Genomic DNA, 22,616 nt, shown 5'->3' with positions numbered 1-22,616 from the left:
TGAGTGCTGCTTTGGACGGCTAACGCCTGAGTTAAGCCGAGCCGCAAAGTGGGTCAGTCTTGAATGGGTTGCTAGAGCTCCAACCCGCCGCATGCCGATGCTCACATGCAAACTGGATGGTGCGTAGTAGCGGATACTGCTCCGGAACCGCTGCTTTTGCTACACGCTTCCCCGAAATGCCCGTAACGATCTCAGCGAACAGCTCAGCGGTGGTCATGATGCGACCACCGGCCAGTGACTTGACATTGGTGTTGCTGGCAAAGCCGAGTAGAGCGATTTGCTCGATCTCTGATGGAAGCACGATGCCCTTGAACAGCGCGGGGATATGGTTGCGGCCAGCCAAGAATTTTTTGGCGAATCGTTCCTCACGTTTGGCCCAGGTGTGGGCATCCATGGACGGTTCTACGTGAACCAAATGCTGCTTCTCCGGATGGAACGCCACTACATCAAGTTCGCAGTCGTAGCCACCTTTGTCGCGTTTCCCAACTTGCACGTTACGACGGACAAAGTACCCGCGATACTCGTACCACTCTGCTACCAGCTGCTCGAGATGATTCATGTGGGCGCTAACGCCAGGATTAAGGCGACCCGCGAAGAGAGTTCGCGCGCCTTGTTTTGAGACTGGTCCATGTAATAAGGGCTGATTAGAACGTGCCATTCATTCTCTTGGAGCCATTGAGCTACACGCGAGTGGAACGAGTTCCCGCTACTCGCAATTATCTCCTTGGCTATCTCTATCGAACTCATTGCACTCTCTTAGATGGGCCTAACGCCTATTAGACGCATGGCATAGGAAAACGCTTGATCAGCGGTTCATGCCCGCTGCCAGCCATCGACAGATGGGCGCTCGCCCTCGCCTTGACACGCTATATTATACCTATATTATAGGCTATATGACTGTTAGCAAGGCTCGAGCGGTTCTGGCCAAGTGCGAATCTGAACTCCGCTCCTTGTTGGGGCAGGCAGCTAGCGCAGGAGACTACGACGCGGTCCTGAAGCTAACGTCGTGGGCCAGAACTGTTGCGGGAATCGCGGAACCCAGCGCCCTGCCTGCTTCTCTGCCTGAGAAGAGGGCAGTTCAAAAGAAGAGCATGGCCACAAACTATCCGCGATTTGAACGACACGGGGACAACTTAGTGAAGGTCGGCTGGTCAAAGCGCGAGAAAGCCGAGTATGAGCACAAGGCGCCGCTTCGAGCAGTAGTAATGGTTGCCGACGCGGTTAGGAAGAAAGGCGTTGACGGACGCATTTTTCAGATTAGTGCGTTGCTACCGTATACCGGGCCGGATGGCGAGACCACCGTGCCCGATTACCAGGTCTATCTTATCGTCGCTTGGTGGAGAGCTATAGGTCTACTGGAACAGCACGGCCGAAAGGGATATTCGATTCCAAAACCGAAAGACTTTGCTACAAATGTCGAACATGCGTGTAATGACCTGATCGACGGATAGAGGACTACCATGTCGCAAGCCATCGATGGTTTGGCCAGTGAAGAATTGCTCCGTCGAGTTATTGCCGTGACCACAACGACGGATATGGAAGCGTTGTTGGCGACGTTGCCGATCGTGTCTGAGAACGATAGCTCCTTCGATGCAACAAGGGCGGCAGATACGTGGAACCCGGGACATCTTCACTGGATGCCCGTGGGCGGAGATCGAGGGAACGCCGGCCGCATTAAGCTTGCCAATCATCCGGTGAACCCGCTCGCCGAACGCATCGTCAATGGCATGGAAGCTTTGATCGAACTTCACCGCACTCGTGAGCTCAATCTCAACAGTCACGCGGCCCCGCCAGAGAGCCCGAGGGCAGCCGTTGGTAGGTACTTTGGATTACCTGCGCTTGATCAGATTCCGAAGATTGAAGACAAGGCTGAACGGGCGAGGCTTTGGGGTATTGCGCGTGAGATCGCCCGCGGCCTACGACTGAAGCTCTCGACCGTAAGAATCAAAGGACAACCATCGTTCACCATCATGATTGAGGACGACGGGATCGGGCAGTCTGCCGATATGGTCCATCGAACTCTCCTGTCGCTTGGATCTACGACGAAAGGCGACAAACCCTACATGATCGGCTTGTTTGGGCAAGGTGGATCCTCAGCCTTCTCGATTAGCCGATATTCATGGGTATTGTCCCGTAGAGCACCCGAGGCGCTAGGAGACCGTAAGGATGGACTTGGGTGGTCAGTAATTAAGCAGGTGTTCCCCAGGGGCCGCCGTGACGATTACTTTGCCTACTTGGCTGGCGCGCCGGATGGACGGGTACTCGCATTCGAGGCAGCGGCTGCCGATGCCGTTGGAATGGCCCATGGAACCCGCTTTGCGCACATCGGGTGCGACTTTCAAGGCGTCGGAGGTTCGTCTGTGACGCGAAACCTCTTTCCCGCGCTGAATCATGTTCTCTTCAACCCAATGTTGCCGTACGAGCTTTACGCCGGCCGAGACACTGCCGACCCAATGTGGGGGAATGCTTACCGCCTCTCTAACGTGAAGCTTCGGAATTCGACTGCGGCAGTTTCACTGGACAAGACATTTCCGCCCCAGCAAGTAACGACTCGCTAGGAGTTTTCGTGACTGCATCCGCCGTTAGCTTAGACAAGTCGGTTAGCACAGAGGTGGACGAAAGCTTTGGTGCGATCGCGATTCGTGTCGTGGTTCTGAATAACAAGGTTCAGTTGTTGCCGAGGCCAGATGATCAAGAAGTGCTCGACATCGAGCCTGGCGAAATCATCGAAGAGGGCGGCGTAAAGCGCCCGATTGATGGCTACTTGGAGTCGCCAAAACGCGGCAAGTATTGCTGCGTATTCCTTGTCAATGGACAACGGCAACACGCCTGGGACAACACGTTCATTATTCGGGATCTGGAACTGAAGTATCTCCGCAATCGGATGATCGTCATTGTGGACATCGACGGGCTACTGCCGGAATCCATTGCGAAGCTGATGCAAGGCAGTCGCCACCAGTTCTACGATGGTGAGGTGCTTCATGCAATTACTCGCCGTGTTATCGATACGCTCAAAGGCGATCCCGATCTCATCAGGCTGGAAGAGGAGGCTGAGCAGGAACTCTCCAGTTTGAAGAGTGGTGACGAGGTAGTGAAGGCCGCCCTGGACCAGTTGATCGAGTCCCACCACGCGGCCTCGCCGAGGCAGGCGCACGGGCACTTCCAGGCGGGGGCATCGACCAGAGAGGATGCCGCTGGAGGAGCGTTGCCTCAAGCGATTCATATGGTTGTGGAAGGGATAGCAGACGTTGGCGAGGCGGCGGAAGGTCCCTTCTTGGCGATTTCCCCTGACCTGTCCACTCTCCGTCTGAAGGCGGGCGATCGACGCGATCTTCGATTCGAGCTGAAGCCGGATACTGCAGCACTGGAAAAAATACAAGTCACGACCAATCCGCTAGTTCCGGAGCTGGAGGTCGCTATTCACAAAGAGGCATGTGCTGCTGAGGTCGGACTGACGTTCGTCGAACCCGAGGACTTGGATGAGGATCAGTTCCCCATTCACGCGACACTGAAGGTGGTAGCCATCGCTAACGGCTTCGCCGAACCTAGAATTGTGGAGCGACCAATTATCATCACGGCGTCAAAGGGGCCCGATGAAAGGGGGCCGAAGCCGCAACCCGTGCTGCTAGACGTGCCAACGAACTTGCGGATTACTAGTCGGCAGCCAATGCAAATGGTAGCCGGCGGCCCCGATCTTCATGTAAGGCTGCGCTGGAACGGGAAAGATGAGCTTGTAAGTGATGAGGCAGCCGCCTGGCGATTGGAGGCAGTCATCCTGTCGGGACACGACGTCGGGCAATCGTCTTTTACCGTCCCAGCGGGCGGCAAGTTCGAACTCTTGCTTCGCGCTCCTGAAGGTGTAGCCGCGGGTGAGCGAATCGCCGGTGTTGTGAATGCCGTTGGGCCGGGGACGACGCTCACGGCCAACTTTGAGGTGGAGGTGGTGGATCCTCCCAGCCCTCGTCGGATAGAGAAGAAGCTGGAAGGCGGATCGCAGCGCAGTCCTCCGTACAAACTGATCTATGTGACCAAGGAGGAATGGTCGAGCCCCACGTGCTGGAACTCTGCGGAATGGAGCCACAGTGATCCAGGAGCATTTCAAGCACCAACAATGAATGAACCGCTCGTCTTGCTGATTAATCAGGACTACAGTCTTTTCGCAGAGTTTCGTGAAGAACTGACTGCACGTCATCTCGCAGAGGCAACAATTCTCGAGCGCACCACGCGTTATACGTCGCATGTCGCCTATCACCTCTGGCAAATGCACACATTTAGCGTGAGACTCCAGAAGGGAAAGGTCGAGGAGACGGAAGAGGGGAACCGATTCACGGAAGATGAAATGCGAGAGGAAATCCGGCGCGTCGCCAGCACCCTGCTTCTGCTAACGAGGCTTACCTAAAGCTAGGCTGGAGTGTGTACCAGCAGCACTTCTCGCGCAGAGTTGGTGACACCACGTGCATGGGCGTGCCATTTCCTGTTTGGAACCTCGCGCCAGATGCGTGCCTCCAACTGCAACGACTCGCTGAAGCCGGCGAGCTGCATAACTTCAAGGTAGCGAGGCAACTGCTTTTTTGGATTCGAGAAAGCGATAAGTTGAACCATCAGTCCGTCATCGGCGATGACTCGGCGAATGGACCTCAGGGTTTCGAAGGCTGTATCGAAATAAGCACCACTCTCGTGACTTCGTCTATCACCGAAACAATAGTATGAAGAACCCTGGCCATCTGTCCGTTGCGTGATCCAATACGGAGCCGGCGTTTCCCGGCGCCCGTCCACCTGCCAGCGGTGATATAAGACGTGCACCCCTGGATAAGGCGGGCTCGTCACTATCAGTTTTGCTCGACGCCCCTGTTTTGCAAAAATAGGAAGTAAGTCAATTGCATTTGCGTTCCCGTTAGACAAGATAATCTTTGGCAAGCGCTTGTGCTGCGATACTGTGGATGAAAATTCTTTAATCCCTTGAATCATTTCAATGGTTGTTTTCGACAGCTTGCGTCGGAACTCTTCAACGGAAGTATGTGTCTTGCGGCCATCTAATGCCCATTGAGAAACATTTAGCACCGCGCATCGAACGAACTCCGCTGCATTTACCGACGGTAGTTCGTCAATAGAAGCAAGCGCTGTCGCGAGAACCTTCTTTATGAACCGGCCTCGCGGCAGAGACAAATTCTTGGTCTTTTCTGAGGCGAGTGCATCGAGAGATTGAGCACTAGAGGCCCGATAGTTCAAGCCAGGAACTACCTCCAACGCCCAGTAGGTAACTGCTTCAATCTCAGCAACCGTCAGCCGGGTCGTCTTGGCTTTCGCAAGAAACGTTGACAAGGAATTGATGTCGTTTCCAACCGCTAGCCTTCCGCGGGCGGCTGCTTCAACAATTACAGTTCCGCCACCCATATATGGGTCAAGAACTAGGTCCCCAGGCTCCGATAATTGTTCAATCGCCGTAGCCGCAAACTTGGGCGAGAACCTTGCAGGATATCTGTAGAAGCCGTGCGTAAGGCCCGAGACCCGCGATTGATCTTGTGCCGCTCCAGACAGCCGCTCAAAAATTTCTGGGTGCAGAGTGGACGCAGGCTGAGTCATGAAATTCCGGATGGTCTTTCGGTAGCAAGTCTACCTGGCCGTTATCGGACAGGGAACAAGGTGGCTGATCAGTCTCCCAGATCGGGCAAACCCTGCTCTTGAGCTGTCGCAGGGACCGCGACATCGGGTTTGAAGCAATTGCTTGTCTTGTTCTCACCTTCAGATGCCGGCACCCTCAGGCGCGGAAGCAGATTTCCGCCGGCCGGTCAAAACTGAGCGCCTTGCGAACCGATTAGAAGGGACGGAGGTGGACGGAAGCAATTAAAGCAGGCAAGTAGCGTCGCTTAACCACCTCAGTCCCTGTTCGTGTTCAGCCAGGGAGGTGGGCACTTTTTTCTTGATCGCTGTGGGCTGCGCAGGCCACCAGCGGATGTTCAACGCTTCTGGGGCTTGCTCAAGGCTTCGAGCACAGCGGTTCGATCGCCGTCCGGCAGATCGTAGACCGCGGCCACGGCATCCAGCAGCTGCGGGTTGGCAGCCAGGCCGGCTATGGCCCGGGCCAGCTTGCGGCGTCGGGCGGCCGGCGAACGGCTGAAGGCGAGGATTGCCTCGGCCATGGCCTCGTTCTCGGCCAGTAGGTAGGCCACCGGTACCTGCAGCTCTGCGGCCAGCCGTTCCAGGTTGTCGAAGCCGACGGCCGTCACCTGGTGCTCGTAGCGGTTGATGCGCGAAGACCCCTTTTCCGGCCCCAACCCCAGGCGAACGCCGAGCGCGCGTTGGCTGAGGCCACGCAGTTCTCGTGCTTGCTTGAGGCGCGCAGCGAACAGCGCGCGGGCGGTTGGGGTTGGCAATGCGGTGCGGGTTCAGGCGGGGACTTGCACAGCATGGCGAACCCATCCATAGTATGGCAGACTCTATCTCCCAGATAGAGGGTAGAATCGCTGACGGGCCGAGGATGCGCAAGGTCCCGGAGCAAAGGAAGGATCAAGGAAGGAGATCGCCATGAAGGCTTGGATTTGCCACACCTCACCGCGCCGGACCGCTTCGCCGATAGGACTGCTACTCGTAGCGGCCTGCCTGTTCTCGACATCGGCCCACGCCCAATTCATCGTCGAAGACCCGCTGCTGATCGAGAAATCGGTGGCCGAGTACATCGAAACGGCCAAGCGCTGGAAGGACACCTACGACCACTACCAACAGCAGCTGATCCGGCTGAAAAGCCTGAACCTGCGCATGGAACGCATGGCCGACAACTTCCCCGAGCGCGATGCCAACCACGGGGTGGAGCAGGCCTGCCCGGGGCCGGGCGGGGTGGCGGGCGGCATCGAGGAGATGTTCCGGGCGGTGGCCCCGGCCATGAACAGCGACATCCTGCAGCAGCAGCGCGTGCTGTGCATCCGCATGGTGCGGGCCGAGAACCAGCGCTACAACGAAACGGTGCGCATGCTCAAACGCATGCTGCAGCACCAGCGCGATTACCAGCACGGCATCGAAGCCCAGCGCGCCGCCGTGGGCAACCGCCAGGGCGACCTGGCCGCTAACGACAACGAGACCAATCGCTTCGTGGCGCGCATGGAAATGGACCGCGACTACTGGATGGCGCGCAACAAGGCGTTCGACACCTACATCGCCACGTTGCAGCAGGACCACGGGCGCCTGGCCAAGCGGGCGTTGGGTGGCAACAAGGACACCGGCAACCCCATCCTGGGCAAGCTGGTACATGCGGCAACGCTGAAGACCGCGCTGTCGCACTGACAGGCCCACGGGCGGGCCCAGGGACGGGCCCGACAACTGGTGTGCGCTGCGCACATGGACGCAGGAGAGGGGAGGACCTAAGGATGGGCGGCATCGGAGATTTTGCGTTTTTCGCGCTGATCTACGGTTACCTGAAGGGCGAGATCGACACCTTTGGGCTGGACCTGATGGGCCGCATGATGACCTGGGCCAGCGGCATGGCCCTGGTGCTGGTGAGCCTGTGGGTGCTGTGGATCGGCTACCGCATCCTGACCGGCCAGTACCGCGAGCCGCTGATGGCCCTGGTGGTGCGCGGGTTGCAGGTGACGCTGATCGTGGGCACGGCCACCGGCATGTCGCTGTTGGGCACCGACCTGCATGGGTTCTTCACCCAGGACCTGGACCGCGAGATCCACGCGCTGTTCACCGGGGAACAGGACAAGACCGCGGCCGACAGCATCGACCAGAACCTGGCCTACATGCAGTTGGCGCTGGGCGCCATTGACGCGGTGCAGGTGCTGGACGGCAACGACGAGGCGCGCGAGCAGAAATCGCGGGCGCTGATGTTTGCCGGCTTCGGCACGGGCGGCCCGCCGATGGCGGCGGGCGCCATGCTGATCCTGTTCCAGTTTTTTGTGGCCATGTTCGTGGGGCTGGGGCCGCTGTTCATCCTGTGTCTGCTGTTCGACCAGACCAAGGAACTGTTCCGCAAGTGGTTGCTCTACGGCATCGGCACCTTGTTCAGCATGGCCATGCTGAGCGTGGTCACGGCTATGACCATGAAGCTGGCGGCCAAGGTGGCGGTGGCCATGTGGGCCAGCAAGGCGGTGATGGGCGTGATCCCCGGCGCCGACGTGGAAGGGCTGTCCAGCCTGGCGCTGCAGCAGGGTGGCATTGGGCTGCTGCTGACCACGGCGATCGTGACGGTGCCGCCGGTGGCGGCGGCGTTTTTTGCCGGCACGATGGGCCACTTCATGCATTTCTCGGCCTTTGCCGGCGGCGCAGCCAGCAACCCCGGGCCGCAGGGGCAGCCGCCCGGGTCGTATGGGCTGCCATCGGCGTCGACCAATCCCTCAATGCCTGCCACCGCTCGAGACCCGGGCGTGTTTGCAGGCTTGCGGACGATGACGAATTCGGAGCCGTCCCAGCCCGACCAGATCAGGACACGGAGCTAACCGGTGCGGAGGTGTTGCATGCCATCGATGCGTTGTCTACTGGCGGCCGTGTTGCTGCTGGCCGCGGGGGCCGCAGGCGCGGAAGGTGGCTGCCCGCCGGGGATGATTCCTTATTCCGGCACGAATATGAGCTCATGCGGGCCCATGCCGGCGGGCTACGGCCAGCCCGCGCAACCGGCCGGCCCGCACTGGGAAACGCGATGGGGCGCGATTGCAACCGATGGGGCCAAGGCGGCGCTTGGCGCGGTGTCCGGCATGCGCAGCAAGCGGCAGGCCAAGAAGCTGGCATTGGCGCAGTGCCGCGCGGAAGGCGGGACCAAGTGCAAGCTCGACCTGGCGTATTACAACCAGTGCGCGGTGATGGTGACAGGCGACAAGCTGTACATGTCGCAGGGCGCGCCCACGATCGAGCTGGCAACCCGCCTTGCGCTTGCGAGCTGCGAAGAGGCGGACACCAATTGTCACGTCTACTATTCGGCGTGCAGCATGGCCGAACTGGTGCAGTAGGCCGTGCACACCTCCGCAGGAAGCGATATGGATCTCTTCGCCAAGCATCGGAATTCCTCTTCGCAACGGCTGCTCATCGCCGTGCTGGTTGCGTGGTTGCTGGCCGCGTGCAAGGCGTCTGCGCCTGCGGCCGATGCGCCGGGCGCGGCCCCGGCCGAGCCGGCTGCATCGGTGCCGGTTGCGGCTGCGGTGGCGTGTCCTTCGCAGGAGTTCGATCAGTTCCTCCAGGCGTTCATGCGCGACGTGGCCGTGCAGCGCGCCTACACCCGGGATCCGTATGCGCTCACGTTGTACGACCCGCAGAACCTGGAGGCCGACCCGACGACCATGCAGCTGGCTGCGGGCGAGGTGACGTTCCCCGTGATGTTGACTGCGGACGAACTGGAACGGCAGGGCGTTGTGTGGGAGGTGGAACGAAAGGCGCAGGACGCGTACGTGGTGTCCGCGCATAGCCAGGGCAGTGGCGCGTACGCCGTCGCGTTCACTTTCAAGCGTGGGGCCGGCTGTTGGGAACTGGCCGGCGCGGTGGATGCATCAACTTAGGGGAAGCCCGAACAATTGTTGTCCCGCGCAAACGTGGAACCGTGGGAGCGGCCTTGGCCGCGATTGCTCTTGATTTTTTGCACATCGCTGAGGAGCAATCGCGGCCAAGGCCGCTCCCACATTGGGCGGGGTGCAATTGTTCAAAGCTTCCTTAGTGCGCAGTAATTCAAAGGAGAAGGTCTCATGGATGGCAGGTACAAGGTTTCGGAAAGCGTCGGGGCAGGGCGGCAGGAGGTGCACAGCTACGAGGACCTGGAGAAGCATCACCCGACATGGAAGGAGAGCAGTCGACGGCACTACGGGCAGATCGATGGGACACGTGAGGAGTTTGTCTACGGCCCGGGCGGCGAGAGGATGATCAGCAAGGATTTCATCTTGCAGGCGAACGGCACCGCCCTGGTAGATGTGCCGTCTCCAGCCCAGGGGTATGTGCGCCGCAGTGCTGCGATGGATCGCTGGGGCACGGTGGAGATCTACGACGGCCCTGGGAAAGACGCGCACCTGGTCGCACGGGTTCGGCACATGCAACCGATCCATGTGCACGACGGCGACAGGATCGGCTACGGCGAACCGTTGGGCCAGCAGGGCAGGCAGGCCCCACCCGGAGTAAAAGTGGGCCTGCATACGCATATCGATTTCAACGAAGCGCACCTCGACCAGTTCAAGCGCTACTTCAGCGACTTGGACAAAGGCGTGATCACCACCAACACTGCGCCGGGCAAAGATGTGCCACAGGCGCCTGAAGCGGCAGCGCCCGCGCGCACCGGGCATGCGCATGCCGCGGGCGATGTGCTCAAGCTCGGGTCGCACGGCTCCGAGGTCTGGGGCTTGCAGCTCACCTTGTCCCAGCTGGGCTACACCGCGCGCGACGGCAAGCCATTGGCCACCGACCACGACTTCGGCCCCGACACCGATCACGCGGTGCGTGCGTTCCAGCGGATGCACGGGCTGCAACCGGTGGACGGGCAGGTGGGTCGGGATACGCGCACGGCACTGATCGAAGCGGCGCGGCGCCCGCTGGTTTCGGAAGTGACGCATCCGCAGCACGGCCTGTACTCCGCCATCGCCTGGCAATTGCCCAGGGATACCGATCCGCGGGTGGCAGCGAACATCACCCTGCAGGCGTTGGAGAACGGCATCACCAGCGCGGACAAGCTGGGGCGCATGGCGGTGTCGGGTACGGACGTGCACGTGGCCGGGACCACGCCGGGCTTCCGCTTGCAGGTGGATCTGCTAGCGCCCACGCCTTCGCTGCAACGCATGAGCGACTACATGGCCCAGCAGTCGCAGCAGGGGCAGCAGGCGCAGGAGCATGCCCGGCAGCTGCACGTGGCGCACTAACGCTGCGCACCCACCGGAAGGAGCGCTCATGGAACGCATGTTCATTCCGCATGGAAGCGGAGGCGGCCGCGGCATGAACTGGCAGGCAGCGGCCAGGAGGATTCAGACCGAGGCCGGTCTGGTCTTTCTGGCGCTGCTGCTGGCGATCGCTCTGGCCGTGCTGGGCTTGCAGTGGCGGCACGACGGCGTGCTCACCGCCGCCAGGTGCGCGGCCGTGGGGGTTGCGTTGTGCGAAGCGATGGTGGCGTGCACCGGTACCCGCCTGGTGTTCCAGGCATGGCGGCGTGTCCGCTTGCGCTGGCGGCATGTGCGCAGACCGGACATACAGGCGCTGCGGCGCGCGGTACTGCGGTCGGCGCGCGTGGCCTTGCTCACCTGGCCATTGACCGTGGTTGCCCTGTGCCTGCCCGCCATCGTGGACCTGCTGGTGCGCGTGCCCGCCGTTGGCCTGACCTTCGCGCCGCTGCTGCTGGTCTTCGGCATGCAGTGGGCCAATGCGTGCGCCTACCACGCACTGGCCGCAGCCGTGGACGCAAGCCGCGGATTTCCGCGGGTGTGTGCGGTGGTGGTTTGAGCGGCGATCACAGGAAGGACATCAATCAGGACTCGTCTGCTGCGCGATTGCGGAAGCCCCCTTACGCAATCCCATGCAGTGAAGGCCCCGCACTGCGGGGCCTTCTTTTTTGGCTTGTGTAGGAGCGCCGCTTCGGCGCGGCGGTTTTTCTGGCCGAGGTTCGGTCGCGCCAGAGTGGCGCTCCTACATGGGGCTACTTCGACCGCGCGGCCTGTGCGCCTTTCGCCGCCTGCTCGATCACATCCGCCACGGCCTTGGGCTGGGTGAAGTACAGCGCATGGCTGGCCTTCACGTAGCTGGTCTGCGCGCCAATGCGCTGCGCCATGTGCACCAGCATCGCCTGGTCGAAGGCCCGGTCTTCGGTGGCGATCACCGCCCAGCTGGGCTTGCTGCGCCAGGCCGCGTGCTTCACCGGGGTCTCGAACTCGGCCATGGTGATGGGCACCTGCGAGTCGCGCAGGAAGGCGGCGTCGGCGTCGCTGGCGTCGTGCGCGAAGCCGGCCTTGAACTTCGGTCCGTTGAGAAAGCCGATGCCGTCGGGGTGCACGTCGATCACGAACTCGGGCGTGGCGGCGAAGCCGGCGTACTGCTGCGCGGTGGTCTCGCCGGCGTCGGGGGCGAGCGCGGACACGTAGACCAGGCCGGCGACCTTGTCGTGCACGCCCGCTTCGGTGATCACCGTGCCGCCCCAGGAATGGCCGACCAGGATCGCCGGGCCGTCCTGGCGGTCGAGCACGCGGCGGGTGGCGGCCACGTCGTCGGCCAGCGAGGTCAGCGGGTTCTGGACGATGCTCACGCGGTAGCCGCGTGCGGTGAGTGCGTCGTACACGCCGCGCCAGCCGCTGCCGTCGGCGAAGGCGCCGTGCACCAGCACGATATTTTTCACGGGATCGGTACCGGCATCGGCAGCGGGCTGTGCGGCCTGCGCCTGGGTGCCGAGGGTGGTGGCCATGGCGGCGGCCAGGAGGGAGGGGATCAGCTGGTTCATCGTGGTGTCCTCGGGTCTGGGGTGGTGGCCGTGCGTTGAGGCGAACCGGCCGGTGAGGTCACTGTGCCGGGGATGGCTGGACGATTGGTTATGGATCGTCCTGAAAAGTTGATCGTGCGTATGGGCGCGTGCTGATCGCTGGCAAGTCTCCCCCGCCGGCCGGCCGCCGCCATCCCAACCTGTGCGGCCCGGCGCAGCGCGCCGCAAGCGGGGAAAGGGCCTGGTCATGCAGTGAAGGCGGCGCGTTGCGGGGCCTTTCTTGTCGGGCATTTGTAGGAGCGCCGCTTCGGCGCGACCCTTTTCTGGCCGAGGTTTCGGTCGCGCCAAAGTGGCGCTCCTACAGGGGCGGGCCTGGCTGCTCTCGCAATGCTTCAACCAGGCGCCGCGCGCCGCCAGCCCGCGCCCGTCCCACCGCCCGCTGCGTGATCGCGCTTTACTCCGTTCCCGCGATCCATGCACGGAAAGGTCCCGCATTGCGGGGCCTCTTTGTGGCAGCTGGAGGAAGAGAGGCGGGGCAGAGTCCCTTTCTTGGTCTTGAGCCCCTGTTCTCCGTGAATAGAATGATCAATGCGCGTCGATCTAGCGTTCTTTGACGGAGACGAATTGCTCGACCGCGGTGAGCTCCGCATCGGCGTCGCGGAGTTGGTGAGTAATTTCGCCTTGTTCCAGGCCACCCATAGGCTGGGCTCGGATGCGGCCAACATTGTGCTGGCCAACTTTCCGGCTCACTTCGACCTCAAGACAATCAGCCTTGACATGCCGATCCACGAGTCCGCAGATTGGGAGTCAATCGAGCTTGGCAGGTACACGCTGGCTTTCTGGTGCCGGCTTGATGCCTGACAATTCACTCAAGCCGAACCGTTTCGCGGGTCGGCTTAATTTAGGCGCCAGGTTGCGGAGGAAGGCATGGACGCAAGCCAGTTGGAACAACTGATCCAGTCGGTCACGGACAATCCTGAAGGTCGTGCTGGTCTGATTGAGGCGCTACGCCAATCCAGGATTGCGATCCCTTTGAATAAAGGATTGGAGAACGGCTCGCTTCCCAAAGATTTCCGGCCTCTCACGCTGAACTCTCCCGCGGGGTTCGCGGTGCTGGCCACCTTCACCACTGTCGAGAAGGCGGGTCCATGGGTCAAGAATGAACCCGCATACTCCAACGTGCTACTCACGGACTTTCTTTGGGCATTGAGCATTACCCGCCCGCCATTTGGTCTGGCGGTCAATCCTGGCTACAAGTACTCATTCGTAATGTCGCCGTCGGATGTTCAAGCGGTTGCTGGCAGCACAACACCCGCAACTTGACAAATCGTTCAAGCCGAAGCCGCTTCGCGGCTTTGCTTAATACAGGTGTTGGCTGCCAGGAAAAGTTATGCGCCTACTTGCAACCATCCTGGTCGCTGCTGCACTGGCGCTGCCCGGATGCGCTTCGATTCCCTTGTCCACGGCAATCAGGCTTTCGTCCCTGAAGCCTCGAGCGTTGACGCAGATTGACCCGGGCGAAGTGCGAGTGAGGGTTTCGGTCCCAGCCGGGTTTCATCTCAACATGGACGCCAGTCGGCTTACCCTGTCGCTCAGGGCGCCCAATGGCAGGTCGCAGCGACATGAGATGACGCTTTCACTGCTACAGACAGCACGTGAAACCCGCTCTACCGGGCTGTTCTCGCGGGATATGGCCGTATCCACATATACGCTCGCACTCAGTCCCAGTGGCGCCAGCAGGCTCCGCTCGGCCCAGCAGTTCGTGCTCGCCGAAAACCCCGACAATTTCGAGTTCGGCGTGTACGCTCCACTTGCCAAAATGCCAGCTGGCGCACGCGAGATCACATTCTGGGCCGATCTGCGCCTGTCAAGCAAAGAGCAGTACATGCCCCTAATCGATGGCGCGAAGTTCATGTTCGATGCTCGCGCTGCTGGCGGCTGACAATTCGTCCAAGCCGACGCCGCTACGCGGCGCGGCTAAATTGAGGCGTTAGACGACAGAGGACACATATGCGCCACTCATGGAAACTGCTTGCCGCTTCCGCCTTTCTCGCAGGCTGTGCCACTTCAGGCGTACCGAGCCCGGAGGCCCCGCCGCCTGCATCGAACAGCTATGGCCTCACTCGGAGTCAGCCCGTAGAGGTGTGTCGCCCCGACGGGGAGCGACATTATTTGGCCAGGCTTATCTGTCCGTCCGGCGAGCATCCCAAATTTGACCGTTCCGGCAGCGTTGGCCCTAGGACGGCAATCCCCACCAACATGAGTCAAGGAGCGCAAGAAAGGCTGCTCCGTAACAACATGGAAATGAAGCCACTGGCGGCGGGCGAGCCTGACTACCACTGGATTGACGCTTACGAGGTGAGTTGTGGTGCTCAGACCACAACCATCTATATGGATATGTATCACTGCTCGGTCGTTCGCCCCAGCAGCGCACCAGCCGGGTTCGGCATTGTTCCCTAGTCTGTCGGCGAACAATTCATTCAAGCCGAAGCCGCTCGCGGGTCGGCTGTCAGGCGTTAGGCCGCTTGGGGAAACCAGCTTGATTTGAGAGGGCAGAGGCAAATGTTCGAACTTCCCGTAAGAGATCCGTGCGACCTGTGTGTGGCAGCTCGCGAAGAACGATGGAAGGTCATCGACGAGAGCGAACATACGCTCACCGTGATCAATCCGTGGCAGTTCGAGGTTGGCCAATGCTGCGTCATCACGCGCCGGCATGTCGCGACGCTGCTCGACCTTTCCCAGCAGGAATGCGCGGAGATAATGGTCTCGGCCAAGAGAATCGCAGAGGCGCTCGCCAGGACTTACAAACCCCTCGGGATACTTACGTTCCAGAACAACGGGGTCTTTAGTGGTCAGGAAACCCCGCACTTCCATTTCCATGTCGTGCCCCGGCAGAAGGGCAGCGATTGGGGTATCGGTCCGCCGCAACTGGCAACATTCGATGCCGCCGGACGCAAAAGGGGGACTCCACACGATCCAAGCGGCGATGCGCAGCGCCGGGAGCGGGTTCAGGTTTCTGCCAGGCAACTTGCCGAAACCGCGGACCTGATTCGGTCGAATCTGCCGGAGTAGCCAGGTTCGGGCGCCAGACCTCCAAGAGGCATGACATGTTTGCGAAGATCTCGGAGTTCCTTTTCGGCGGCACTCGCGGCTTCAACGAGGCGGAAACGCGTTTGCTCTCGTTGCTGATGGATGCTTTGCCCGCCCAGGAACGGGACATCCTGGCGCGCCAGCTCAGGTCGGTCCGCAAAGTACAAAGGCAGAATCCTGGCCGGCTGGTCGCTGCCTATTACAAGCGTGGAGACGAGATACCGAGGCTGCCATATCCAGGGTATGAGTATTGCCTGGCAAATATCACCTACCTGTCAGGAGGGCGGGCCAGGACAACGTCGCTCGTCCTTCACGACGGGCGGTTCATGACTTTTGAGCGCAATGTTCCGCAGCGCCTCTCCGACATCGAGACACTGGGTTCGGTTGTCCTGCACCCGAAGGGTTTCAAGAGCGTGGCTCCGGAAATCGATGCGCAAGAGCATGCAGATCCTTCCACGTGATCTGCCCCCATCCCAACCTGTCGGGCACGGCGCAGCGCGCGGCAACGCAGGAAGTGGTCGCGGGCGACGTTCCAGCGCTGTGTATTGGTAGGCCGGGCTACGTCCCCGGCGTTGGTGTGGCGGAGGCCTGGATGTCGGGGGCGTAGCCCCGACCTACGGGCCTGGCTGCTCCCGAAACGCTTCAACCGGCCGCCGCGCGCCGCCTGGGCCGCGGCTGTGCCACCGCCCGCTGCGCGATCGTGCGTTCATGCCATTCCCGTGATCCATGCACGGGACGTCCCTGCGCTGCGGGGCCGTTTTCTTGCGCGGAAGGGTGCGCACGCTCGGGTTCGCCGTAGGCGTGATCCAGGCAGCGCGCGAAGACCTCGATGCCCTGCTCGATTTCGCTCGGCGACATGGCCCCGAATCCCATGAGCAGTCCGGCCCGATCGGGCGGCATCAGGTAGGACGGGGCGATCGGATTCAGGCCCAGTCCCTGGGTGCGGGCGTAGGCGATCAACGCCTCGCCCTGGGCGCGCGATTTGTCGCGCAGCCACACCGCGACATGCATGCCGGCATTCGAATCGGCGATTTCCAGACGGCCGCGGCTGCAGCCTTCCAGCCCCCGCATCAATACGGCACGCCGCTCGGCGAGGGTCTTGGCCGAACGGCGCAGATGACGCTCGAAGCCGCCACCGGCGATGAAGTTGGCCAGGGCTGCCTGCTCGATCGCCGGTGAGCCGAAGTCTTCGGCCCATTTCGCCGCGATGAAGTCCTGGCGCAAACCGGGCGGCATGACCAGATAGCCCAGCCGCAGCGCCGGGAACAGCGTCTTGGAGAAGCTGCCGACGTAGATCACGCGACCGGTGTCGTCCAGGGAGCGCAGCGCCGCCAGTGGCTGGCCGTTGTACCGGAATTCGCCGTCGTAGTCGTCCTCGAAGATCCAGCACGATTGACGCCGGGCATAGTCGAGCAGGTCCAGTCGCCGCGGGAGCGACATCACCGCACCGCTGGGAAACTGGTGGGAAGGCGTGACGCATACCAGCCGCGGCGCGCGCGCGGGCAAGGCGTTCACGACCAGGCCATCGCCGTCCACCGGTACCGCGCACAGGGTTGCGCCGTGGATCTGCAGCACCCGGCGCGTGGCGAAATATTGCGGGTCTTCGATCGCGACCGAGTCCCCGGCGTCCAGCAGGACGCGGCTGGTCAACGCGATCGCCTGCTGGGTGCCGGCGACGATCAGCACATCCTCGGGCATCGCCTGCACCCCACGGCGGCGCGCGAGGTAGTCGCACACCGCCTCGCGCAGCGCCGGCAGGCCCTGCACCGGCGGATACGCGGGCCGCGTGTACAGGGCCGCGCGCGAGAGCTCGCGTGCCCACAGGTTGGTCAGCGCCGGGTTGGTCAGCGGCATGCCGTACTGGAAGCGGTGGCGGACCTGCTGATCCAACGCGCTGGCCAGCCGGGCGTTGTCGTGAAAGGCGCGCATGCGCCGCGCGTAAGCCGACTGCGCCGGAGATCCCGGGCCCTCGCTCGCGATGGCCGGCCGCGACGCCTGCGGCGGCGAGGCGACATAGCTGCCGGAGCCGACGCGACCGTCGACCAGGCCCTCGGCGCGCAGCTGCTCGTACGCCGCGAGTACCGTATTGCGCGACACGCCCAGCTCACGCGCGAGCGACCGTGTGGCCGGGAGCCGCTCGCCGGTGCGCGCGCTCCCCGTGAACAGGGTCGATTTCAGTGCCCGGGTCAGCTGCGCATGCAGCGGGCCGCGTCCGTCCAGTAGAAGATGCATGGGTCCACTCCTCGATTGGCCCCATTGCATGGCAGCGCAGTGGACCTTGCCAGAGCCAATCGCGCGGCGCCTGATGGAGCCAATCCACGAGGGAGATGCGCATGAAAACCTTGCACCTGCCGCTTGCGGCGGACACCACGCGATCCGTCGTGCCCTGGGTGCTGCTGGCGGGGTTGAGCGCCGGCACGCTGGAACTGGCGTTCTCGAGCTTCTACTGGATCTTCCACGGCGTGTCGCCCAGCCGGATCCTGCAGGTGATCGCGGGCTGGATCCTCGGACGCGAGACGGCGCTCGCCGGCGGTTGGGCCAGCGTGCTGGTCGGCGCCGCGCTGCACTATGCGCTGATGACGGCGATGGCGGCCGGGTATGCGCTTGCGGCGCGGCGCCTGCCGGTGCTGCTGCAGCAACCGCTGCGCTATGGGGCGCTGTATGGCGCCTGCATGTATGGGCTGATGTTCGTGGTCCTGGTGCCTTTGCTCACTGGGTCGCGTCCGCTCGCCACGCTTCAGCCGCTCGACTGGCAGGTCGCGTGCTTCGCCGCCTATGTCGTACTGGTCGGCATTCCTTGCGCCGTGTTCGCGAGGGCGGCGCGCCACGACTGATCCCGTGCCGGCCGCGGGCTCAGTGGCCCCACATGGTGGCAAGGATGTTCTCGCGGCAAGGCGAGTGGCTCCGCACCCGGAGCTGTGATTGGCGCTGCAGTTGCACGGTTCGCGCGACTAGCGTGCACCGGCACCCGCAGTTCCGCCAATCACAGGAGATTCGCCATGAAGACCGTGCTGTTCGCCTGCCTTGCACTTGCCGCATCCACAGCGCACGCCAATGAATGCAAGGCCATCCACGCCGACCTCGTCGAGATGTATTCCACCGAGGGCTGCAATCCCGGGCTGAGCTATTGCTACCTGGGTATTGTCGATGGCAATCATGGCCTGCGCGGGACGACCCATTTCCGCGCCAACAGCGGCGGCACGGCGCCCTCGGGCGCACCGGACGCCACGCCCTACGCGGGCCCGTTCGAATACCGCACGCCCACCGGTAACCTGTTGATGCGCGAGGCCGGGATCGTGCCGCCGGGGGCCGTGACCGCGCACCAGAAGATCGTCGAGGGAACCGGCGAGTTCGCCGGCGCCACCGGATATTTCTTCGTCAGCGGAACACGCGAGGGCGGGGTCATCACCACCAAGGTCACCGGCGAGGTGTGCCTGCCTTGATGCGGCCTATCCCGTTCGCAGTCCACGCAGCGAAGGCCCCGCAGTGCGGGGCCTTCTTTTTTGGCTGGAAGCTTGTGTAGGGGCGCGTGGCAATCCATCACGCCAACCTTCCCCGAACGCGGGGGAAGGGGCTTGCATGCGCGCGCATGCCGTGTGCTCACCCCTGCGTCAGCACGTTCCCCTGCGCATCGACCACCAGCCGCAGGCGGCGCTCGCCGTAGTAGAAGGTGGCGCGCCACAGGCCGCTGTCCTCGCCGGTGCCGCGCTCGCAGAGCAGGGCGATCTTGCGCTCGGCCATGAGCTGGCGGAACGCGGCCTCCTCCAGGCCGAGGCCGCGGGCGACGCGGGTGCCGTCGATCTCGACGGAGGCTGCGTGCGGCTCGTCGCTCAGGCGGATCGGGATGGTGGGTGATGGGGTCATGGTGCAAGCGTGCGACGGCTGCGCGCGAGATGCCATGACCTGGGTCAGGAGACGGCCCGGCACGACGCGTTCCGACCAACGGTAGGCGCATCTAACGCGCAGATCACGACAGATGGCGCACAGTGGGAGCGCACTCGGCGAATCTTCACCCTTTACCGTGCTTCTTCGGGCCTCCGTGCAGCTCGCTGCCTTTTCCGGTTGGCCCCAATGCGTATTTCCCTGTATTCCAGCCCGGCCTGCTGGCTGATCGTGCCCGCGGACATGGAACCCACCGAAGCCGGGAACCAGCACGGCCCGCTGCAGTTCGAAGGCACGGTGCCCTCCCAGCTCATTCCAGCGGAGATCCGGACGCATCTGCTGTCCCAGTGCGAAGCGCACGCCTTCGCCAAGGTGTCCGAAGACCTGGCGCTGACATTGATGGACCAGACCCTCAGCCGTTACGGCACGCTCGAGCTTCCACCTTTTGGGACCAGGGAAGTCGTCTAGACGCCACCGCGCGGGCGCATCGCCTGTCGTGTGATTGCGGACACTCCCCCTGATGCAATCCCACGCAGAGAAGGCCCCGCAACGCGGGGCCTTCGTTTGGTCCGGAAGCTTGTGGACGAGCGGCGGCAATATCGGGATTGCCCACAGAACGCCCATGTCAGGTCGGGTCCAGGAGCGATCTTCAACGCACGCGCCCGGTTGCGCGGTACACCGCGTCGCGCGAGACCTGCTCGCGAGCAGGTGGCAGTGGCTTTGACATAAACACACCTTATCGATAGCGGGAAATTTCGCGTTGTCTGCGACGCGGTCCGGTACCTAGGATTGTCCTCATGCAGCGACTTTCAGCACCACCATGAGCCCCACGCGCTTGCCCTGTCGGGCGTAGCCGCGTTGGGGCGGCGCTTGCGTTGCAGATCGGGTAGCGAGTTCCCCGGCTCCGTGCGTCGCCGTGATCTGGCGCGCCGGTCCATCGTTGCCTGAGCGTCGCCGTCATAAACCCCACCGGATTGGACCATGAGCAAGATCGTTGTCACCTCTTTCACGACCATGGACGGCGTCGTCGAAGCGCCGGAAAAGTGGTCGATCCCGTACTGGAACAATGACATCGAGCGCTTCAAGGACGAGGAGTTGCGCACCGCCGACGCGCAGCTGCTGGGACGCAGCACCTATGAGATCTTCTCCGAGGCCTGGCCTTCGCGCTCCGGGCATTATGCGGACCGGTTGAACGAGACGCCCAAGTACGTGGTATCGAACACGTTGCCACGCGCTCACTGGAACAACTCGCACGTCATTGCGGGCGGCAACCAGCTGGATGCGGAGCTGCGTCGGCTCAAGGAGCGTCATGGCGGGAGCCTGCTCGTGCACGGAAGCCGCACGCTCGTGCAGGCGTTGGTCCAGCGCGACCTCGTTGACGAATACCACATCCTGGTCTACCCGCTGGTGCTCGGAGAAGGACGGCGTATGTTTGCCGACGGAGTCAAGGCAAACCTGGAGCTCGTCAGCACGTCGTCGATGAGCTCCGGTGTCGTCTTGCTGATCTACCGACGCAGGTGACGCAGTCGAAGATTGGCCCCCCGCGTTGCGGAGCTTTCTCTTTGGAAGGCTGCGGAGGCAACCCCGTACCGGAGCGTCCGCAAGACCCTGATCGGCATCGTTCGCCTGGTGAAGCCGGAACGACGATCGGGTGCCGTTCTCGCACCTGGCGCAATGGGTCGCGAAAGACCCTGGCGCGGTGGCCCGCACGTTCGATGGCCGCGGTCACTCGTTCACCGGCACGGATTTCGTTGAACTCGTCGAGGATATCCGGAGCCTGTAAGCCAGCACCCAACTATTTCCATACGCGGAAGCCGCATCGCGGCTCGGCCCAAGCCAGGCGATAGCATTCATGAAAACCGTCCTCGTCATCTTCTTTCTCGCCGTACGAAGCAGCTACCTCGAAAACTCAGAAGAAGCTGCGACCGACGAGGTCTTCGACACGGTGCAATTTGTGGCAACGGACAGCGGCGCATGGCGCATCAGGACCTACGCCACTGACGAGGACGTACACGTCTGGTCGATCGGCGGGACGGCCGAGGACATCGTCGAACTGGCCCGTCAAAACACCCAGAAGCATTACGGGGATGTTCTCTCCGAGGGTTACATCATCCAGACCCATGACGGCATTGAAGGGCTGCGCCGCGAGCTTCGGGAGCGGGGCCTGTCGGACCACCTGGAGATTTCAAAGTCCGGCGCCCTTTTCTGGGCTCCGGAGGGCACGGACTACCGGTCGAAGTCGACCCCTCGGCAGTGAGCCCTGGAAGCAAAGGGTGGCTCGGAGGTCGATCCGCATCACGCCGCGGCCATTCCTCGCCTGCACCCGACAGGGCGGCTGAGCGTCGGGGGATAGCCAGCGCCGTCGCGTTGGGATTCGCAGGCGATCCATGAAGGTGCGATGCGCAAGAGTCACCTTCACTTCAAGTGTTGCTCGATCATCTTGTGCAGCGCGGTCCATTTCTGTTTACCCTGATCGATCAGGGTCTCGAGTGTTGCGGATTGCAGGCATTGGAGAGACCGGTCCTGGCCGAAAGCGGGTATCACCCGGACCAACAACAGGAGAGCAGGATGACATCGATGGTTTTCGCCGGCCACGTTGCCATGGCCGTCTTGTTGGCAAGCGCGGGAGCGCAGGCGCAGACCATGCGGCCGTTCCTCGACTTCAAGACAGCCGACGCCATCCGCGACCATTGCATGGCCAACGCCGGACAGGCCGGGCATGCGGTCGCTGTCGCGGTTTTCGACGACGGTGGCGATCTGGTGAGCTTCTCCAACCATGGCGCCTCGCCGGCTGCCGCTGCTTTGGCGCAGTGGAAGGGACGTTCCGCGGCGGTCTACCGCAGTTCGACGCGCGACACCGCCACATGGAACACGCCGGCCGCACCGATGATCGCCACCATGGAAGGCGGCGTGCCGCTCTTTACCCGTGACGGCACGGCGATCGGTGGGGTTGGCGTTTCCGGTGCGTCGTCGGAGTTCGATACCGAATGTGGAACCCGGGCGGCGGAGGCGGCGGGTCTGCTGGTTTCGCCGCCGAAACCGGAGTCGGATTAGCTGTCGACGCAGGTCTGTGCGAGGCGGAAACAACCGGATCATTGCGTCGCGCCACTGAACGCGCAGTTCGATGCCGATGCGATATACCGTTGCCTGCATTCCAAGACTGGCATCGCGAGCGGTGCGGCAACTTGCCCCCACGGCATTGCCACCGCGAGTCAGCACTCTGTGAACATTGCGGGTGTTACATCGCGGGCTTCGAGCCTTTCGCGTGCACGCAGCTTTC

Annotated in this window: 26 protein-coding genes; 20 read left to right on the top strand and 6 right to left on the bottom strand. The window is 62.4% G+C overall.

All coding sequences use genetic code 11. The features are described from left to right. Nucleotides 1–31: 31 nt before the first annotated feature. Nucleotides 32–559, bottom strand: a complete 528-nt coding sequence (locus tag MC375_RS01820) for a hypothetical protein (RefSeq protein ID WP_242101571.1) — start codon at nucleotides 557–559, stop codon at nucleotides 32–34. A 532-nt stretch (nucleotides 560–1,091) separates the two neighbouring features. On the opposite strand from MC375_RS01820, the gene MC375_RS01815 reads away from it, so the two are divergent. Genes MC375_RS01815 through MC375_RS01805 form a run of 3 tightly spaced genes read left to right on the top strand, consistent with a single transcriptional unit; the run spans nucleotide 1,092 to nucleotide 4,399 of the window. Next, entirely contained in the window at nucleotides 1,092–1,451 is a 360-nt protein-coding gene (locus MC375_RS01815) for a hypothetical protein (protein ID WP_242101570.1), read from the top strand. A gap of 9 nt (nucleotides 1,452–1,460) precedes the next feature. Then, the gene (locus tag MC375_RS01810) at nucleotides 1,461–2,558 is read left to right on the top strand and encodes a hypothetical protein (protein ID WP_242101569.1); all 1,098 of its coding nucleotides are present in this window, start codon (nucleotides 1,461–1,463) and stop codon (nucleotides 2,556–2,558) included. Between the two features lie 8 nt (nucleotides 2,559–2,566). After that, nucleotides 2,567–4,399, top strand: coding sequence for a hypothetical protein (locus tag MC375_RS01805; RefSeq protein WP_242101568.1), 1,833 nt, complete (start codon nucleotides 2,567–2,569; stop codon nucleotides 4,397–4,399). Between the two features lie 2 nt (nucleotides 4,400–4,401). Here MC375_RS01805 and MC375_RS01800 read toward each other — a convergent pair whose 3' ends face one another. After that, entirely contained in the window at nucleotides 4,402–5,583 is a 1,182-nt protein-coding gene (locus tag MC375_RS01800; RefSeq protein WP_242101567.1) for a DNA methyltransferase, read from the bottom strand. Between the two features lie 374 nt (nucleotides 5,584–5,957). After that, nucleotides 5,958–6,374, bottom strand: a complete 417-nt coding sequence (locus tag MC375_RS01795; protein ID WP_242101566.1) for a helix-turn-helix transcriptional regulator — start codon at nucleotides 6,372–6,374, stop codon at nucleotides 5,958–5,960. Nucleotides 6,375–6,525: 151 nt separating this feature from the next. On the opposite strand from MC375_RS01795, the gene MC375_RS01790 reads away from it, so the two are divergent. From MC375_RS01790 to MC375_RS01765, 6 genes are all read left to right on the top strand, one after another. After that, a complete protein-coding gene (locus MC375_RS01790) occupies nucleotides 6,526–7,278 on the top strand; it encodes a hypothetical protein (RefSeq protein WP_242101565.1) in 753 nt (250 codons plus the stop codon). Nucleotides 7,279–7,361: 83 nt separating this feature from the next. Next, the gene (locus MC375_RS01785) at nucleotides 7,362–8,432 is read left to right on the top strand and encodes a type IV secretion system protein (RefSeq protein ID WP_242101564.1); all 1,071 of its coding nucleotides are present in this window, start codon (nucleotides 7,362–7,364) and stop codon (nucleotides 8,430–8,432) included. Nucleotides 8,433–8,576: 144 nt separating this feature from the next. Then, nucleotides 8,577–8,939: a DUF4189 domain-containing protein gene (locus tag MC375_RS01780; RefSeq protein ID WP_242101563.1), complete on the top strand. Its 363-nt coding sequence runs from the start codon at nucleotides 8,577–8,579 to the stop codon at nucleotides 8,937–8,939. Nucleotides 8,940–8,966: 27 nt separating this feature from the next. Next, complete coding sequence (locus MC375_RS01775; RefSeq protein WP_242101562.1) at nucleotides 8,967–9,482, top strand: hypothetical protein; 516 nt, start codon at nucleotides 8,967–8,969, stop codon at nucleotides 9,480–9,482. 183 nt (nucleotides 9,483–9,665) lie between these two features. Then, complete coding sequence (locus MC375_RS01770; protein WP_242101561.1) at nucleotides 9,666–10,823, top strand: peptidoglycan-binding protein; 1,158 nt, start codon at nucleotides 9,666–9,668, stop codon at nucleotides 10,821–10,823. A 28-nt stretch (nucleotides 10,824–10,851) separates the two neighbouring features. Continuing rightward, nucleotides 10,852–11,397, top strand: a complete 546-nt coding sequence (locus tag MC375_RS01765) for a hypothetical protein (RefSeq protein ID WP_242101560.1) — start codon at nucleotides 10,852–10,854, stop codon at nucleotides 11,395–11,397. 193 nt (nucleotides 11,398–11,590) lie between these two features. On the opposite strand, the gene MC375_RS01760 is transcribed toward MC375_RS01765, so the two are convergent. Continuing rightward, the gene (locus MC375_RS01760) at nucleotides 11,591–12,385 is read right to left on the bottom strand and encodes an alpha/beta hydrolase (protein WP_242101559.1); all 795 of its coding nucleotides are present in this window, start codon (nucleotides 12,383–12,385) and stop codon (nucleotides 11,591–11,593) included. A 567-nt stretch (nucleotides 12,386–12,952) separates the two neighbouring features. Between MC375_RS01760 and MC375_RS01755 the strand changes: the two genes are divergently transcribed. From MC375_RS01755 to MC375_RS01735, 5 genes are all read left to right on the top strand, one after another. Continuing rightward, nucleotides 12,953–13,225 carry a hypothetical protein gene (locus MC375_RS01755; protein WP_242101558.1) on the top strand — a complete coding sequence of 91 codons (273 nt, stop codon included), beginning with the start codon at nucleotides 12,953–12,955 and terminating at the stop codon, nucleotides 13,223–13,225. A 66-nt stretch (nucleotides 13,226–13,291) separates the two neighbouring features. Then, nucleotides 13,292–13,687, top strand: a complete 396-nt coding sequence (locus MC375_RS01750; RefSeq protein WP_242101557.1) for an SseB family protein — start codon at nucleotides 13,292–13,294, stop codon at nucleotides 13,685–13,687. A 304-nt stretch (nucleotides 13,688–13,991) separates the two neighbouring features. After that, on the top strand, nucleotides 13,992–14,306 hold the full coding sequence (locus MC375_RS01745; protein ID WP_242101556.1) for a hypothetical protein: 315 nt from the start codon (nucleotides 13,992–13,994) through the stop codon (nucleotides 14,304–14,306). Nucleotides 14,307–14,926: 620 nt separating this feature from the next. Beyond that, on the top strand, nucleotides 14,927–15,436 hold the full coding sequence (locus MC375_RS01740) for an HIT family protein (protein ID WP_242101555.1): 510 nt from the start codon (nucleotides 14,927–14,929) through the stop codon (nucleotides 15,434–15,436). Nucleotides 15,437–15,471: 35 nt separating this feature from the next. Next, the gene (locus MC375_RS01735; RefSeq protein ID WP_242101554.1) at nucleotides 15,472–15,915 is read left to right on the top strand and encodes a hypothetical protein; all 444 of its coding nucleotides are present in this window, start codon (nucleotides 15,472–15,474) and stop codon (nucleotides 15,913–15,915) included. Between the two features lie 181 nt (nucleotides 15,916–16,096). Here the strand turns inward: MC375_RS01735 and MC375_RS01730 are convergent, their stop codons facing one another. Next, a complete protein-coding gene (locus MC375_RS01730; protein WP_242101553.1) occupies nucleotides 16,097–17,686 on the bottom strand; it encodes a PLP-dependent aminotransferase family protein in 1,590 nt (529 codons plus the stop codon). 101 nt (nucleotides 17,687–17,787) lie between these two features. On the opposite strand from MC375_RS01730, the gene MC375_RS01725 reads away from it, so the two are divergent. Together MC375_RS01725 and MC375_RS01720 are read left to right on the top strand one after the other, a co-directional pair. Next, nucleotides 17,788–18,288: a hypothetical protein gene (locus MC375_RS01725; RefSeq protein ID WP_242101552.1), complete on the top strand. Its 501-nt coding sequence runs from the start codon at nucleotides 17,788–17,790 to the stop codon at nucleotides 18,286–18,288. A 165-nt stretch (nucleotides 18,289–18,453) separates the two neighbouring features. Next, nucleotides 18,454–18,897: a hypothetical protein gene (locus MC375_RS01720; protein WP_242101551.1), complete on the top strand. Its 444-nt coding sequence runs from the start codon at nucleotides 18,454–18,456 to the stop codon at nucleotides 18,895–18,897. 157 nt (nucleotides 18,898–19,054) lie between these two features. On the opposite strand, the gene MC375_RS01715 is transcribed toward MC375_RS01720, so the two are convergent. After that, nucleotides 19,055–19,318 carry a DUF6522 family protein gene (locus MC375_RS01715; protein ID WP_242101550.1) on the bottom strand — a complete coding sequence of 88 codons (264 nt, stop codon included), beginning with the start codon at nucleotides 19,316–19,318 and terminating at the stop codon, nucleotides 19,055–19,057. A 207-nt stretch (nucleotides 19,319–19,525) separates the two neighbouring features. Between MC375_RS01715 and MC375_RS01710 the strand changes: the two genes are divergently transcribed. The 4 genes from MC375_RS01710 (at nucleotide 19,526) to MC375_RS01695 (ending at nucleotide 22,390) form a co-directional block, all read left to right on the top strand. Next, the gene (locus tag MC375_RS01710; RefSeq protein ID WP_242101549.1) at nucleotides 19,526–19,804 is read left to right on the top strand and encodes a hypothetical protein; all 279 of its coding nucleotides are present in this window, start codon (nucleotides 19,526–19,528) and stop codon (nucleotides 19,802–19,804) included. A gap of 513 nt (nucleotides 19,805–20,317) precedes the next feature. Then, nucleotides 20,318–20,857 carry a dihydrofolate reductase family protein gene (locus MC375_RS01705; RefSeq protein WP_242101548.1) on the top strand — a complete coding sequence of 180 codons (540 nt, stop codon included), beginning with the start codon at nucleotides 20,318–20,320 and terminating at the stop codon, nucleotides 20,855–20,857. A gap of 331 nt (nucleotides 20,858–21,188) precedes the next feature. Then, nucleotides 21,189–21,593, top strand: coding sequence for a hypothetical protein (locus tag MC375_RS01700; protein WP_242101547.1), 405 nt, complete (start codon nucleotides 21,189–21,191; stop codon nucleotides 21,591–21,593). A 320-nt stretch (nucleotides 21,594–21,913) separates the two neighbouring features. Then, entirely contained in the window at nucleotides 21,914–22,390 is a 477-nt protein-coding gene (locus tag MC375_RS01695) for a heme-binding protein (RefSeq protein ID WP_242101546.1), read from the top strand. Nucleotides 22,391–22,616 lie beyond the last annotated feature (226 nt).

Source organism: Lysobacter sp. M2-1 (assembly GCF_022662495.1).
In the GTDB taxonomy this organism is placed as follows: domain Bacteria; phylum Pseudomonadota; class Gammaproteobacteria; order Xanthomonadales; family Xanthomonadaceae; genus JAKPBU01.
Note: the sequence above shows the minus strand (reverse complement) of the source record. Positions and strands in the feature narration are given on the sequence as shown.

Coding starts and splice junctions, on each gene's coding strand:
- MC375_RS01820 (WP_242101571.1), bottom strand. CDS start 559: ATGAATCATCTCGAGCAGCTGGTAGCAGAGTGGTACGAGTATCGCGGG.
- MC375_RS01815 (WP_242101570.1), top strand. CDS start 1,092: ATGGCCACAAACTATCCGCGATTTGAACGACACGGGGACAACTTAGTG.
- MC375_RS01810 (WP_242101569.1), top strand. CDS start 1,461: ATGTCGCAAGCCATCGATGGTTTGGCCAGTGAAGAATTGCTCCGTCGA.
- MC375_RS01800 (WP_242101567.1), bottom strand. CDS start 5,583: ATGACTCAGCCTGCGTCCACTCTGCACCCAGAAATTTTTGAGCGGCTG.
- MC375_RS01790 (WP_242101565.1), top strand. CDS start 6,526: ATGAAGGCTTGGATTTGCCACACCTCACCGCGCCGGACCGCTTCGCCG.
- MC375_RS01785 (WP_242101564.1), top strand. CDS start 7,362: ATGGGCGGCATCGGAGATTTTGCGTTTTTCGCGCTGATCTACGGTTAC.
- MC375_RS01780 (WP_242101563.1), top strand. CDS start 8,577: ATGCCGGCGGGCTACGGCCAGCCCGCGCAACCGGCCGGCCCGCACTGG.
- MC375_RS01775 (WP_242101562.1), top strand. CDS start 8,967: ATGGATCTCTTCGCCAAGCATCGGAATTCCTCTTCGCAACGGCTGCTC.
- MC375_RS01770 (WP_242101561.1), top strand. CDS start 9,666: ATGGATGGCAGGTACAAGGTTTCGGAAAGCGTCGGGGCAGGGCGGCAG.
- MC375_RS01765 (WP_242101560.1), top strand. CDS start 10,852: ATGGAACGCATGTTCATTCCGCATGGAAGCGGAGGCGGCCGCGGCATG.
- MC375_RS01760 (WP_242101559.1), bottom strand. CDS start 12,385: ATGAACCAGCTGATCCCCTCCCTCCTGGCCGCCGCCATGGCCACCACC.
- MC375_RS01755 (WP_242101558.1), top strand. CDS start 12,953: ATGCGCGTCGATCTAGCGTTCTTTGACGGAGACGAATTGCTCGACCGC.
- MC375_RS01750 (WP_242101557.1), top strand. CDS start 13,292: ATGGACGCAAGCCAGTTGGAACAACTGATCCAGTCGGTCACGGACAAT.
- MC375_RS01745 (WP_242101556.1), top strand. CDS start 13,992: ATGACGCTTTCACTGCTACAGACAGCACGTGAAACCCGCTCTACCGGG.
- MC375_RS01740 (WP_242101555.1), top strand. CDS start 14,927: ATGTTCGAACTTCCCGTAAGAGATCCGTGCGACCTGTGTGTGGCAGCT.
- MC375_RS01735 (WP_242101554.1), top strand. CDS start 15,472: ATGTTTGCGAAGATCTCGGAGTTCCTTTTCGGCGGCACTCGCGGCTTC.
- MC375_RS01730 (WP_242101553.1), bottom strand. CDS start 17,686: ATGCATCTTCTACTGGACGGACGCGGCCCGCTGCATGCGCAGCTGACC.
- MC375_RS01725 (WP_242101552.1), top strand. CDS start 17,788: ATGAAAACCTTGCACCTGCCGCTTGCGGCGGACACCACGCGATCCGTC.
- MC375_RS01720 (WP_242101551.1), top strand. CDS start 18,454: ATGAAGACCGTGCTGTTCGCCTGCCTTGCACTTGCCGCATCCACAGCG.
- MC375_RS01715 (WP_242101550.1), bottom strand. CDS start 19,318: ATGACCCCATCACCCACCATCCCGATCCGCCTGAGCGACGAGCCGCAC.
- MC375_RS01710 (WP_242101549.1), top strand. CDS start 19,526: ATGCGTATTTCCCTGTATTCCAGCCCGGCCTGCTGGCTGATCGTGCCC.
- MC375_RS01705 (WP_242101548.1), top strand. CDS start 20,318: ATGAGCAAGATCGTTGTCACCTCTTTCACGACCATGGACGGCGTCGTC.
- MC375_RS01700 (WP_242101547.1), top strand. CDS start 21,189: ATGAAAACCGTCCTCGTCATCTTCTTTCTCGCCGTACGAAGCAGCTAC.
- MC375_RS01695 (WP_242101546.1), top strand. CDS start 21,914: ATGGTTTTCGCCGGCCACGTTGCCATGGCCGTCTTGTTGGCAAGCGCG.